Origin of the sequence: Curtobacterium sp. MCBD17_032 (assembly GCF_003234855.1) — a bacterium.
Lineage (GTDB): Bacteria > Actinomycetota > Actinomycetes > Actinomycetales > Microbacteriaceae > Curtobacterium.
Genome location: NZ_QKTO01000003.1, coordinates 355,757 through 368,909, shown reverse-complemented (window position 1 = coordinate 368,909; position 13,153 = coordinate 355,757). Strand labels below are relative to the sequence as shown.

The following is a 13,153-nucleotide window of genomic DNA, read 5'->3' as shown; positions in this document are numbered from 1 at the left end:
GTGCTCGGTCCCGACCTAGCTCAGGACGTCCTTGCTGGCGAACCGGCCGTAGGCGAGTGCGCCGAAGACCGCCAGGTACCCGAGCTGGAGCAGCGCGTTGCTGCCGAACGAGTCGAACGAGATCGGGTCGCGCAACAGGTCGCCGAACCCGAGCCAGAGGTGCGAGAACAGGAACGGGTGCAGCCAGTCGAGCTGCGGGAGCTGGTCGAGCACCTGCGATGCCCCGGCCAGCACGACCGTCGCGGCCATCGCCCCGACCGGCACGTTCGTCAGCGTCGACGCGAACAGTCCGATCGCCACCAGGCCGAGCATCGACAGTGTCACGTACAGCGCGAGCAGCACCGCGCGGCCGGCGTACGACCACCCGTCCACCTGCGTTCCGGAGAGCAGCGTGACCGGCCCGACCGGGAACAGCGCGGCACCGATCGCGGCCCCGGCCAGGACGACGAGCAGGGTGGCGGCGAGGCAGAACGCGACGGCGCCGACGGTCTTCACGAGGATGAACCGCACCCGTCCCGTCGGGGCGACGAGCAGGTAGCGGAGCGTGCCGTGGCTCGCCTCGCCCGCGACGGTGTCACCGGCGACCACCCCGACCGTGAGGGGCAGGAAGAGCGGGATCGAGACGGTCAACGCCGTGAACGACACGAACAGACCGTTGTTCGTGATGTCCCCGAGGAACGCCGGGCCACCGTCGTCGCCGTCCGTGGTGAGCCGGACCGCGACCGCGATGAGGATCGGCACGAGGGCGAGCGCCCCGAGCATCGCCCAGGTCCGGCGACGGCGGAACACGAGCGCGAGTTCGGAGCCGAGCAGCGCGAACGGACGGGTGCGCCGTGCAACGCCCGGTGCCGGCGGAGTGGGGGCGGACCGGGCCGCCGTGTCACCCTGCGACATCGAACCCCTCCCCGGTCAGTGCGACGAACAGGTCCTCGAGCGTGCCGCCGCCGACCGCGATGCCGCGCACCCGTACCTCGGCACGGACGAGCTCGGCGGTGATGGTCTCCGGCTCGACCGCGGCGGTGAGGTCGGCGACCAGGACGTCCGAACCGCCGTCGCGCCGGGGCACGAGACCGAGTCGGGTGAGCACGACCCCGGCCTGACCGATGTCGGGGGTCCGGACGGTGACGGTCCGCGCGCCGGCGGCACGGAGGTCGTCCAGCGGGCCCTGCGCGACGATCGACCCGGTCCGCATCACGGCCGCGTGCGTGCAGACCTGTTCGATCTCGGCCAGCAGGTGACTCGACACGAACACCGTCGTGCCGTCGTCCGCCAGCGAACGGATGAGGTGCCGGACCTCCCGGGTGCCCTGCGGGTCGAGGCCGTTCGTCGGCTCGTCGAGCACGAGGAGCTCGCGCGGGGTGAGCAGCGCGTTCGCCAGTCCGAGGCGTTGCTTCATGCCGAGCGAGTACGCGTGCGCCTTCTTGTCGGCGGCGTGCGTCAGACCGACGCGGTCGAGTGCCCGTGCGACCCGGTCCTTCCGCGAGCGGGGATCGGAGGTCGGGTCGGCCGCGTCGAAGCGGGACAGGTTCGCCCGGCCGGACAGGTACGGGTAGAACGCCGGACCCTCGACGAGTGCGCCGACCCGGGGGAGCACCGCGTGCAGTCCGCGCGGCATCGACTCACCGAGCACCTCGATCGAGCCGCTCGTGGCGTTGGACAGGCCCAGGAGCATCCGGATCGTGGTGGTCTTGCCGGAGCCGTTCGGCCCGAGGAACCCGAACACCGAACCACGCGGCACCGCGAGGTCGATGCCGTCCACGGCGCGCTGCTTCCGGAACACCTTCCGGAGGCCGGTCGTGCGGATGGCCAGCTCGATCGGGGTGTCCGTGGTCTCCCGGTGCGCGGCCTCGGTGTCCGTCCCCGTCGTCACGTCGCGGCGGCGACCAGCGTCGCGACCGGCACCGCGCCGGCGAGGACACGGCCGTCGTCGGTCAGGTACACCGAGACGAGCGAGGTCTGCACCGCGCGACCGCCGTCGACCGCGGTCGTGAGCTGGTCGAGGAGCCCGGAGGCGTCCGAGCCGAGGTCGGCCTGGACGGTGGTCCCGGCGGGCAGGGTCACGACGGTGTCCCATCCGCTGCCGGTGACCGTCGCACCGCCGTCGTCCGCGGCGCCGTGTCCGCGAGCGCCGGGGTCGACGTCGGAGAGGTCCTTCGTGGTGACGTCCGCGCCGGTCGGCGGCGTGAAGTCGAACAGCCGCGCTGCCGGTGCGCCGTACTCAAGACTCGTGAAGCCGACCTGGAACGCGGGATCGGTCTTCCCCGCGGCGGTCACCGACGCACGCAGCGGCAGTCCGGTCTGCTGGTCGACGGCGATCTGCACCGCGCCGACGAGGGTGTCCGAGGACTTCGGGGTGAGCGTCAGGAGCCAGGCGTCGTGGCCGGCGACCGAGGTCGCGACCGGCTTCGACACCGCCGTCGTCGGCGTGATCGCGTCGATCGCCCGCTCGGCGAGGTCGGTCGGGGTGGTGGTGCCGGGACCCGGGGCCTGGGCGGTGCGGCTCGGCAGCGTGACCTTCGTCGCGGTGCGCTCCTCCGAGTCCCAGGTCCACACGGTGTCGCCGTTGCGGACGAGGTCCTGCTCGGCGAGCTGTTCGGTGACCTGCACCCGCTGCTTCGCGGCGCCGTCGACGTAGACGCGGGCGGTGTGCGACGCGGTGAGGAGACCGAGGGCGTCCGACGCGTCCCCTTCGAGCGACGAGCCCCCGGAGCCCGTGGGCAGTTCCGGCAGCCCGAGGTCGCTCGTCTGCGAGAGCTTCGCCGAGTACTGCGCGTCCGAGGACCCGGCGATGCTGGCGATGACCGCGGCGGCGGTCGGGTCCGCGCCCGCGACGGGCGTGGCGGCGGCGTTCGCCAGTGCCGGAGCGGCGACGGCCCCGGCGACGACGACGGGCGCGATGAGTGCCGGCAGCCAGACGGACTTCTTCATGGGGGTTCCCCTCGGTCGAGCATCGGACCCGCGGTGGTGCATCGGAGTCGGGAGCACGGTACGTCCGACAGCCGACAGAACGCTGTGCTCCGGCCGGGTCGGGCGACCGGAGCACAGCGTCCGTCCGGTCAGCCGACGGGCAGCTCGTACGACCGGATCGCCTCGACCTTCTCGGCGCTCGCCGATGCCGGGTCGAAGGTGTACCCGAGCCACTCACGCACCAGCCGCCGGGCGAGCTCGGTGCCGATGACCCGCTGCCCGAGGCAGAGCACCTGCGCGTCGTTGGACAGCACCGAGCGCTCGACGCTGAACGGGTCGTGTGCGGTCACGGCCCGGATCCCGGGGACCTTGTTCGCACTGATCGCCACCCCGAGGCCCGTGCCGCAGACGAGCAGCGCCCGGTCGGCGTCCCCGGCGGCGACGAGCCGCGCGGCTTCGACGGCGACGTGGGGGTAGGCGGTGTGTCCGTCGGCGTCGACACCCACGTCGACGACGGCTCGGACCCGGGGATCCGCCGCGAGGTCGGCGCGCAGCACCTCCTTGAGTGTGAAGCCGGCGTCGTCCGAGCCGGTCACGATGCGGAACGTCATGCGTGCACTCCTCCTGTGGTGGTGGCGGTCGTGGTGGTGGTGCCGTCGCGTCGTGCGGCGAGGACCTCGCCGACCCGGGTGAGGACCATGCCCATCGACACGGCTCCGGCGTCGGGGGTGCCGACGCTCTTCTCGGCGAGCGGCCTGGCTCGTCCGACGCGCGGCGACAGCGTGGCGGTGGCCGTGGCCTCGAGCCGGGCGACCTCGGCGGCTGCGGCCCAGGCCTCCGGGAGCGGGACGCCCGCGCGGACGTCGGTGTCGAGGGCGTCCACGAACGGCAGCAGGGCGTCGAGCAGCGTCTTGTCGCCGCGTCGTGCCCGTCCGAGCTGGATGATCGCGTCGGCGAAGGCGCGGGCTGCAGCGACCACGAGCGGCGGCGTGACCTCGTCGACGTCGTCGCCGAGCGCGGCACCGAAGGCCTCGAGTGCGGCACCCCAGAGCACGCCGGAGGTGCCGCCGGCCTCCGCCGCCCAGGCCTCCCCGGCGCGCCCGAGCAGGAACGCGACGCCGGCGTCCGCGTTCGTGGCGTCGACCACGCGGCGTGCCGCACCGACGCCCTTCACCATCCCGCGTCCGTGGTCTCCGTCGCCGGCCACGGCGTCGATGCGACCGAGCTCGTGCTCCTGCTCGCGGAGCAACCGGTCCATCGCAGCGACGACCGTGCGGACCGTCTCGGCGGCTTCCCGGGAGGCTCGGGTCGCGTCCGGCACGACCGTCGCGCCGGCAGCCGTCTCGGTCCCGACCGCGACCGGGACGAGGGCCGCGACGGGCGCGGCCACCTTGCGGTAGGCGGGCGCGTACGCGTCGGCCAGCCAGAGGCCTTCGAGGTCGTCGTCGAGCCACTGCAGGGTGAGCGAGCACCCGCCCATGTCCAGGCTCGTGACGAGTTCGCCGACCTCGGGCTCGACGACCTCGAGCCCGGCCTGCTCGAGCAGGGGCGCGATGCGTCCCCAGAGCAGGAACAGTTCCTCGTACTTCGTGTCGCCGAGGCCGTTCAGGACCGGGGCGACCCGACCGCCCGCCGCGACCCCGGTCGGACGCTCCGCGAGCAGCCGGTCGACGAGGAGCTGCGCGAGCTGCCGGGCCGGGACGAGCGGGACGTCGCGGATGCCCGGCTCGCCGTGGATCCCGAGTCCGAGCCCGAGGTGTCCCGCCGGTACCGTGAAGAGCGGCTCGACCGCGCCGGGCAGCGTGCACCCGGAGAAGGCGACCCCGATCGTCCGGGTGCGGTCGTTCGCGTGTCGGCCGACCCGTTCGACCTCGTCGAGCGGGGCCCCGGCTGCCGCTGCGGCACCCATGGCCTTGACGACGGCGAAGTCGCCCGCGATGCCGCGGCGTCGGTCGACCTCGTCCGCCGAGGCGACGTCGTCCGTGACCACGACGACCCGCGTGTCGACGCCGGCGGCGCGGAGCCGTTCGGCGGCGATCCCGAAGTTCATCGTGTCGCCGGCGTAGTTGCCGAAGCAGAGGACGACGCCGCGGCCCTGGTCGGCGGCCCGGGCCACGGAGTACACCTGGGCCGCGGACGGCGACGTGAAGACGTTCCCGACGACCGCGCCGGTCGCGAGCCCGGGGCCGACCAGGCCGCTGAAGGCGGGGTAGTGACCGGAGCCGCCGCCGATGACGACCGCGACCTGCGGGGCGGCGCCGGCCGTCGGCAGCGTCATGACGCCGCCGGTCACCCCACGGACGCGGTCGGCGTACAGGGCGAGCCAGCCGGCGAGCTGGTCCTCGGCGAACTCGTCCGGTTCGTCGCAGATCGTGGTCATGTGCGGTCCTCCTCGGGGGACGGGTGGATGGGAAGGGGTGGGGTCATGTCGGTCAGTGGGCCTCGCCGTGCTGCGGGACGTGGAGTCGACCGACCATGACGAACGCGCAGGCGTAGAGCCCGACGAACGTCCACGTGACGGCGGCGCCGCCGCCGCCGAGCGCGAACACGACGGCGACGACCCCGGTGCCGAGGAACGCGGCCCCGCCCGCGGCGGTCGTGTACATCGCCATCGCGGCGCCCCGGTGGCGCGGTTCCAGCGCGGGCATGATCGCGCCCATCGGGACGAAGCCCGCGAGCGAGCAGCCGAAGACACAGCCGGCGACGACGGAGGCGACGTAGCCCCAGTCGGAGCCGGCAGGGACGAGCTGTGGGACGTACCACCAGGCGAGCAGCCCGACCGCGGACCCGACGACGCCGAACCAGCGGACGGTGCGGACCCACCCGATGCGGTCGCCGACCCAGCCGAACAGGGCGTTCACGAGGATGTTCGTGGCGTACACGCAGACGGTCATGAGGAGCCAGCGCTGCTGCCCCCAGCCGCGCTCGTCGGCGATCACGGCCGGCAGGACGACGAACATGCCGAACTCCGGTGCGGTGTTGACGAGTCGGACGAGGAAGCCCATGAGCACGCGGGGCCGGGTCGCGGTCAGGCGGACGCCGCTCGTCACGACCCGCCAGGCGCTCTCGCCGGCCGGGGCGATGCGCTGGGTGCCGCTCGGCAGTCGGACGCCGAACCGCACGAGCGCCCATCCGGCGACGACGAGGGCGATCGAGGCGGTCATCGCGCCGGTCTCCCCGACGACCCCACCGCCGAGGACCGGGATCGTCCCGAGGGCGAACAGCGACCCGAGCGTGGGCAGCCCGCCGGTGAAGGCGACGTAGAACCACCCGACGGCGGCGCCACGGCGTTCGACGGGGGCGGTGACGTTCACCCAGACCAGGAACGCGAAGGCGGCGAGCGGGTGACCGAGTCCGCGGAGCGTGTACGCCACCGCGGTGAGCGGCACGCTGCCGAGGTGGAGGGCCCCGAGGAACAGGAGCTCGAAGACGACCCAGACGGCGACGCCGAGGGTCATCACCGGTCGTGGACCGAGCAGGTCGGCCAACGCGCCGGACAGGTAGCTGCCGACGAGCGTGGCGAGGCTCGCGCCGGTCACGATCGTGGCGACCGTGGCCGGCGGACTGCCGAGCACGGCGACCATGTGCGGGGTCACGAAGTTCGACTCGACACCGACCCCGGTCATCACGACCAGGACGCCGAGGAAGCCGAGGGCGAGGGGACGGGGGATCCCGAGCCGGTCGAGGCGACCGGGGGCGGGAGCGGTGGTGGGCGTGGGCGCAGTGCGCAGGAGTGGGTTCGTCGTCGTTGACATGGCTCTCTCGATCGCAGCGGTATCTGACATCGGGTATGTTACCCGTCATGTCCGCGATCGAGAACCACCACCCGTCCACCGGTCCCACGACGGACCCGGCAGCGCCGTCGGCCGACGTCGCCGCGTCGCTGCGTCCGGGGCCGGACCACGTCGACCACACGAACCCGTTCACGGACCGCGTGGCGGTCGTCACCGGTGGCGCGTCCGGCATCGGCAACGCCGTCGCCCGCGCGCTCGCCGGACGCGGAGCGCGGGTCGCCGTCCTCGACGTCCGTGCGGACGCGTCGACCGCGGCCGCGTCGGAGCTGCCCGGTCACGGTCACCTCGGGGTCGCGTGCGACGTCGCCGACCAGGGCTCGGTCGACACGGCCGTCGCCGAGGTCCTCGCCGTCGCCGGTCGCGTCGACGTCCTGGTCAACTGCGCGGGCATCGTCGCCCTGGCCCCGGCGGAGGACCTCGCGCCCGACGCGTGGGCCCGGACGCTCGAGGTCAACCTGACCGGCACGTACCGCGTGACGCAGGCGGTCGGCCGGCACATGCTCGCCGCGGGACACGGGCGGGTCGTGACCATCGCATCCCAGGCCGCGCACGTCGGGATCGACGGCCACGCCGCCTACTGCGCGTCGAAGGCCGGTCTGCTCGGTCTGACCCGCGTGCTCGCGCTCGAGTGGGGGCGCCGCGGCGTGACCGTCAACACCGTGTCCCCGACCGTCGTGCTCACCGCCCTCGGTCGGTCCGCCTGGGCGAACGAGGCGGGCCTGCGGCACCAGGACGAGATCCCGACCGGACGGTTCGCGACGCCGGACGAGATCGCCGCCGCCGTGCTCTTCCTGGCCGGTGAGTCGGCAGGGATGGTGAACGGCGCCGACCTCCGGGTCGACGGCGGCTTCACCATCCGCTAGGACGGTCGGCGCTACGATCGCGGTGTCGTCCCGGCACCCGGCCGACGGCACCACCCCGGGAGGCCCGCGCTCGATGTCCGGAACGAGTCCGTCCGACCCCGCGCCCACCGGCGGTCCGCCGACGGAGGCACCGGTCCCCGTCGGCGACGGCCCCCGCTCCCGGTTCCCGCTCGACACGGTGTACCAGGCCGCTCGGATGTACTACCTCGAGGACGCCACCCAGAACGAGATCGCGCACCGCCTGGGCGTCTCGCGCCCGACCGTCAGCCGCCTGGTGTCCGAGGCCCGCCGCGCCGGGCTCGTCCGGATCGAGGTCGTCGACCCGTTCCAGGACGAGACCGCCGTCCTGGCCGAGCGGCTGCGGGTCGTGCTCGGGCTCCAGGCGGTGTACCTCGCGGCCGTCACGCACACGGCGACGCTCGGCGTGGACCTCGCGGAGCCGGTCGCCGCGGCGGTCGAGGCCATGCACCTCGCCCCCGGGGACGCGGTCCTGGTGTCCTCCGGCAGCACGGTGCATGCCATCGCGCACAGCGTGGTGCCGCCCATGCCCGGTGTGCAGCTCGTGCCGACCGTCGGCGGCCAGGCCGACCCGAACCAGTGGTTCCAGACCAACGAGATCACCCGGGCGGCCGCGGAACGGTCGGGGGCGATCCCGACCTTCCTGTTCGCGCAGGCGCTCCCGTCGGAGGCGCTCCGGGCCTCCCTGGACGAGGACCCGGCGTTCCAGCACGTCGTCGGCCTCTGGGGGCGCGCGACGGGCGCGATCCTCGGCATCGGCGCGCCGGTCGCGACCCGTGACGCGATGGCGCGCGGGCTGCCCGTCGACGACGTGGTGTTCGACCGCGCGACCGGGGACGTGTGCCTGAACTTCACCGGTCCGGACGGCGAGGCGATCGAGTTCCCCGGCAGCGAGCGGATGGTCCGGACCTCGCGCGAGGTCCTCGCCGCGGTGCCGCACGCGGTCGGTGTCGCCGTCGGCGCCGTGAAGGTGCCCAGCATCATCAGCGCCGTGCGCGGGCGGCTCGTCAACGAACTGGTCACCGACGCGGCGACCGCGCGGGCACTGCTCGACGCGCTCGCCTGACGTCCGGTCGGGGCGGCCCGGTCCGCTCAGCTGGTCCGGCGCACGTCCCACAGGTGGTGGACGGGGTCGTGCGCGTAGTACACGGCGAGCGTGGCGACCGTGAAGCCGCTGCCGTCCGAGCGGCGCCCGGTCCGGTCGAGCTGGTCGTCGGACACCGCGCCGAAGGCCGCCACGGCGCGGTCGGCGGCGGCACGGAGCTCGCGGGCGACGGTCGCGGGGTCCTGCTCGCCGTACCGGTCGGCGACCGCGGTCGCGTCCTGGTCCCAGTTCGGGAAGAGCGGGTCGTCCTCGGCGAGCATCAGCTCGAGGCGTTCCGTCATCTTCCGGTGCACGTCACGGACGTGGGCGCCGTACTCGAGCGGCGACCAGGTCGACCCGTCCGGGCGCTCCCGCACGTCCGGGCGGTCCAGCTGCTCGGGCCAGCCGTCCGTGTTCGCGTCGATGATGCCCGGGACGTCCCCGATCGTCACCGCACTGCCGTCGAAGCCGCAGTCCGGGCACGCCGCATCGATGACCCAGGTCCAGTTCTTCGTGTCCGGTTCGATCGCCACGGCGAGACGCTAGCAGCCGCGGACGGCTCTGCGTCAGTCGCGGCCGAGGACGGGCCACACCGGGAACGGGTCGGCCCAGGACCGCCACAGGTCCGGTCCGGCGAGGAGCTCTGCCGGGGTGATGAGCGCGCCGTCGAGTGCCCGTGTGAGGCGCTCGGCGTGCAGGTCCTCGCCGACGAACCAGAGCGCCTGCCCGATCGGGGCGTCCTCGTCCCAGGACGGGTTCGCGGTCGGATCGAGCGCGAGCATCGCCCCGACGCTCGACCAGGAGCCGACGTGGTCGGGACGGGACGCGAGGCGGAAGAACCCCCGGGAGCGCAGCACCCGACCGTCCGGGCCGGCTGCCAGGTCGTGTGCCACGACGTCCGCCAGTCGGGACGGGTGGAACGGCAGCGGATCACGGTAGCGCAGCGCAGTGAGTCCGTCCGTGGCCGGACGGTCGACGTCGTCGGCTCCGGTGGACAGGGCGCGCATCCACCCGGCAGCACCGGCGAGCACCCGGGTCGCGCCGCTGTTCGACGCCGGGAGGTCGTCCGCGCTGTGCACCCGCTCGTCGGCGAGGACGACCGCCGACGGCGCACAGCGGTGGACGAGGGCGACCAGGGCCCGGCGCCGTGCCGGGGGCAGGCGGTCGGTGCGGTCGAGCACGATGACGGTCGCGTACTCGACCAGTGCCGCGAGCCGCTCGCCGGCGACGAACGCGTCGTCGACGCCGGACCAGAGCAGGTGCTCGGCCTCGTCGGCGCGGAGCACGGACACCACGTGACGGAGCACGCGGTCGTCGCCCCGCTCGGCCCGGGCCGCGTTCGCGAGCATCATCCCGACGGCGCGGGCGTCGCCGCCGACCGGCAGGGTGACGACGAGCGAGTGCCGCGCACCGGGGCCGCAGACGTCGGTGAGGCGCTCGGCCCGGTCCGCCACGGCTCGTGCTGCGACGGACGCGCTGCCGGCGGCGTGCATCCGGTGCCCGTCGGACAGTCGCGCGGCGATGCGTGCGGCGTCGACGTCGTGGAGGGCGGAGACGAGGGTGATCGGGACGACGGCCATGTGCAGTACGGTACATGAAAACCGTTATCAACAAGGAGGCGCACGTGCAGGTCCGCAACTCGCTCAAGGCACTGAAGAAGATCCCCGGTTCGCAGGTCGTGCGGCGCCGCGGGCGCGTGTACGTCATCAACAAGGAGAACCCGCGCTGGAACACCCGTCAGGGGTAGCCCGGACCGCGTCCGTAGGGTGAGGACATGCGACTCCTGCTCGTCCGCCACGGACAGACCCCCGCCAACGTGACCGGCCTGCTCGACGCCGAGGTGCCCGGACCCGGCCTGACCGACCTCGGGCAGGAGCAGGCCGACGCGCTACCGGGCGCCCTGGGCGACCGGGGCATCGAACGACTGTTCACCTCGTCGATGGTGCGGACGCAGCTCACCGCGGCCCCGCTCGCCCGGGCGCTCGACCTCGACCCCGTGGTGCTGCCGGGCCTCCGGGAGATCGAGGCCGGCGACCTGCAGGGCAAGCGCGACACGGTCTCCGTGCAGCAGTACCTCGCCGCGGCGTACGCCTGGGCGGCCGGCGACCGCGACGAGCGCATGCCCGGCGCGGAGGACGGTCACGCGTTCTTCGCGCGGTACGACGACGCCGTGCGACAGATCGAGGAGACCGGGGCCGACGTCGTCGCGGCGTTCAGCCACGGGGCGGCGATCCGGATCTGGGCCGCGGTCACCGCACGGAACGTGCCGAACGACCTGGGGCGGAACCGGCACCTCGAGAACACCGGCGTCGTGGAGCTCGAGGGCTCGACCGCTGACGGGTGGCGCCTCGTGGACTGGGCCGGCGAGCCGGTCGGCGGCGACGACCTCGCCGACCTGGGTGCGCAGGACCCGACCGGCGAGCGCTTCTGACGGCAGCGACGGCGAGACGCCGCCGGGACGACGAGACGCCGCGGGATCCGGCGGCGTCTCGGCGGTGAGGCGGCGTCTCAGCGCGGACGGGGTTGTCAGACGGACGGGAGGCACGGTGCCAGCTGGCACCGTGCCTCCCGTCCGTCGTGCGTCGCGTGGACTACGCGGGCTGCGCCGCCGTGTGCTGCGGGACGATGACGCGGTGCGACTCGCGCAGCACGTCGAGCGTGCGCTGGACCTCGTCAGCGCGCTCCTCGGCGGTCCAGCCGAGGGCGTCAGCCATCACGTCGGCGAGCTCGTCGAGCAGGTCGATCGTGACGCCACCGACGAACGCCAGGTTCGTGCGGCGGAGGACCACGTCGACCAGGTGCACGGCCTGCTCGTGCTCGGCGAAGTACCGGACCTCGGCGCGGGTGAGCGTGCCGTCCGACTCGAGCGGCTCGACCGGGCCGGTGACGAGTGCGTCGACGACCTCCGCGGCGCGGGTGCCGTAGCGGTCGAGCAGGCGGTCGACGGTCTCGGACGCCAGGCCGTCCCGGTGCGACTTGATCCACAGGGCACGCTGGCCGTCGGTGGTCGGGAAGTCCTTGCCACCGCCGATCGGCATGCCGGTCGTGTCGACCTTCCGAGGGACGCCGAGCTTCGTGGTGACGTCGGTGGACAGGTGTGCGGCGAGGGCGCGGAAGGTCGTCCACTTGCCGCCGACGAGCGACAGCACGGTGGTGTCCGGCAGGCCGGCGATCGCGGTGTCGACGATCCGGTAGTCGCGCGACACGAAGCCCGGGGCGGTGTCCTCGTGGCGGGGGAGCGGCCGGATGCCCGAGTAGCTGTAGACGATGTGGTCGCGCGTGACCTCGATCTGCGGGAAGACGTGCTTGACGAGCCCGAAGAAGTAGTCGATCTCCTCGTCGGTGGTGACGACCGGCTGCGACGGGTCAGCGTCGATGTCGGTCGTGCCGATGAGGACCCGGCCCTTGAGCGGGTAGATGAGCACGATGCGGCCGTCGTTGTTCTCGAAGAACAGCTCGCGACCCTTCGTCGCCTCGAGCAGCTCGGGGTTGTCGACGACGATGTGGGAGCCCTTCGTGCCGCCCATGTACTTCGTCTCGCCGCCGAACGCCTCGTTCGTCAGGTCGGTCCACGGACCGGACGCGTTCACGACGACGTCCGCGGTGAAGACGAACTCCTCGCCGGTCTCGCGGTCACGGAGCAGGACGCCGCCGTCACGGCTGCCGACGGCTTCGACGTAGTTCGTCGCACGGGCGGTCGCGTCGGCACCGGTGCCGGTGCCGGCGGCCAGACCGTCCTTGAGGACGTCGAGCGCCAGGCGCTCCGGCTCGTGGACCGAGGCGTCGTAGTACGTGCCCGTGTACTTGAGGTCGCGGTTGAGGGCCGGCATGTCCTCGAGCGCGGCCTTCTTGGTGCGGAAGACGTGCTTCGGGACCGAGCCGCCGTCGCGCGAGAAGGAGTCGTAGATCGTCATGCCGATCTTGATGAGCATCGCGCCGCGCTCCTTCGTGGAGCGCTGCTTGTGCGTGAGCATGCGCAGCGGCGCGTTCATGATGCCGGAGAACGTCGAGAAGACCGGCATCGTCGTCTGCAGCGGCTTGACGTAGTGCGGGGCGATGCGGATGAGGCCGTTGCGCTCCTGCACGCTCTCGCGCACGAGGCGGAACTCGCCGTTCTCGAGGTACCGGATGCCGCCGTGGATCATGTGGCTCGACGCGGCGGAGGCGCCGGAGCCGTAGTCGCTGCGCTCGACGAGGGCGACGTCGACGCCCTGCAGGGCGAGGTCGCGGAAGGTGGCGATGCCGTTGATGCCGCCACCGACGATGAGGACCTGTGCGTTCGGGCGTCCGGTGAGGGCGGTGACCGTGTTCCTGGGCTGCGTCTTCTTCGACATGGTCGTTCGCATCGCTTTCTGGGGTCGATTCCGTTGGTACTCCATCGATCGTGCGCTCGTCGGAACGTGTGGGCAACTTCCGTGCACGGACGTGCAGAACGCCCGTCGCGCCTCCCGTCGGAGCCGCCGGACGGCGGACGGGCGGGCCGGGCA

Annotated in this window: 13 protein-coding genes; 4 read left to right on the top strand and 9 right to left on the bottom strand. The window is 73.2% G+C overall.

What is annotated here, in order from left to right; translation table 11 throughout:
• Positions 1 to 15 precede the first annotated feature (15 nt).
• The 6 genes from DEI91_RS07260 to DEI91_RS07235 form a co-directional block, all read right to left on the bottom strand.
• On the bottom strand, positions 16 to 894 hold the full coding sequence (locus tag DEI91_RS07260; RefSeq protein ID WP_258374326.1) for an ABC transporter permease: 879 nt from the start codon (positions 892 to 894) through the stop codon (positions 16 to 18).
• Positions 881 to 1,870 carry an ABC transporter ATP-binding protein gene (locus DEI91_RS07255; RefSeq protein WP_258374325.1) on the bottom strand — a complete coding sequence of 330 codons (990 nt, stop codon included), beginning with the start codon at positions 1,868 to 1,870 and terminating at the stop codon, positions 881 to 883. Before DEI91_RS07255 ends, DEI91_RS07260 begins: the two co-directional genes overlap by 14 nt.
• Positions 1,867 to 2,928, bottom strand: coding sequence for a DUF2092 domain-containing protein (locus DEI91_RS07250; protein ID WP_111051622.1), 1,062 nt, complete (start codon positions 2,926 to 2,928; stop codon positions 1,867 to 1,869). Before DEI91_RS07250 ends, DEI91_RS07255 begins: the two co-directional genes overlap by 4 nt.
• 128 nt (positions 2,929 to 3,056) lie before the next feature.
• Positions 3,057 to 3,518, bottom strand: a complete 462-nt coding sequence (locus tag DEI91_RS07245) for a ribose-5-phosphate isomerase (RefSeq protein WP_111051621.1) — start codon at positions 3,516 to 3,518, stop codon at positions 3,057 to 3,059.
• The gene (locus DEI91_RS07240) at positions 3,515 to 5,287 is read right to left on the bottom strand and encodes a dihydroxyacetone kinase family protein (protein ID WP_111051620.1); all 1,773 of its coding nucleotides are present in this window, start codon (positions 5,285 to 5,287) and stop codon (positions 3,515 to 3,517) included. The genes DEI91_RS07245 and DEI91_RS07240 overlap by 4 nt, the downstream gene beginning before the upstream one ends.
• A gap of 52 nt (positions 5,288 to 5,339) precedes the next feature.
• Positions 5,340 to 6,662, bottom strand: coding sequence for an RbtT/DalT/CsbX family MFS transporter (locus DEI91_RS07235; protein WP_111051619.1), 1,323 nt, complete (start codon positions 6,660 to 6,662; stop codon positions 5,340 to 5,342).
• Positions 6,663 to 6,709: 47 nt separating this feature from the next.
• Here DEI91_RS07235 and DEI91_RS07230 point away from each other — a divergent pair, with 47 nt between their 5' ends.
• Positions 6,710 to 7,564 (top strand): GolD/DthD family dehydrogenase, encoded by an 855-nt coding sequence (locus DEI91_RS07230; protein ID WP_111051618.1) that lies wholly within the window; start codon positions 6,710 to 6,712, stop codon positions 7,562 to 7,564.
• A gap of 73 nt (positions 7,565 to 7,637) precedes the next feature.
• Entirely contained in the window at positions 7,638 to 8,648 is a 1,011-nt protein-coding gene (locus DEI91_RS07225) for a sugar-binding transcriptional regulator (RefSeq protein WP_111051723.1), read from the top strand.
• 26 nt (positions 8,649 to 8,674) lie between these two features.
• On the opposite strand, the gene DEI91_RS07220 is transcribed toward DEI91_RS07225, so the two are convergent.
• Positions 8,675 to 9,199: a DinB family protein gene (locus DEI91_RS07220; RefSeq protein WP_111051617.1), complete on the bottom strand. Its 525-nt coding sequence runs from the start codon at positions 9,197 to 9,199 to the stop codon at positions 8,675 to 8,677.
• Between the two features lie 33 nt (positions 9,200 to 9,232).
• The gene (locus DEI91_RS07215) at positions 9,233 to 10,246 is read right to left on the bottom strand and encodes a GTP-binding protein (RefSeq protein WP_111051616.1); all 1,014 of its coding nucleotides are present in this window, start codon (positions 10,244 to 10,246) and stop codon (positions 9,233 to 9,235) included.
• Between the two features lie 44 nt (positions 10,247 to 10,290).
• Between DEI91_RS07215 and ykgO the strand changes: the two genes are divergently transcribed.
• Both ykgO and DEI91_RS07205 read left to right on the top strand, forming a co-directional pair.
• Positions 10,291 to 10,413, top strand: coding sequence for a type B 50S ribosomal protein L36 (ykgO, locus tag DEI91_RS07210; RefSeq protein WP_111051615.1), 123 nt, complete (start codon positions 10,291 to 10,293; stop codon positions 10,411 to 10,413).
• Between the two features lie 27 nt (positions 10,414 to 10,440).
• Positions 10,441 to 11,097 carry a histidine phosphatase family protein gene (locus DEI91_RS07205; RefSeq protein ID WP_111051614.1) on the top strand — a complete coding sequence of 219 codons (657 nt, stop codon included), beginning with the start codon at positions 10,441 to 10,443 and terminating at the stop codon, positions 11,095 to 11,097.
• Between the two features lie 160 nt (positions 11,098 to 11,257).
• Here the strand turns inward: DEI91_RS07205 and DEI91_RS07200 are convergent, their stop codons facing one another.
• The gene (locus DEI91_RS07200; protein WP_181439517.1) at positions 11,258 to 13,000 is read right to left on the bottom strand and encodes a glycerol-3-phosphate dehydrogenase/oxidase; all 1,743 of its coding nucleotides are present in this window, start codon (positions 12,998 to 13,000) and stop codon (positions 11,258 to 11,260) included.
• Positions 13,001 to 13,153 lie beyond the last annotated feature (153 nt).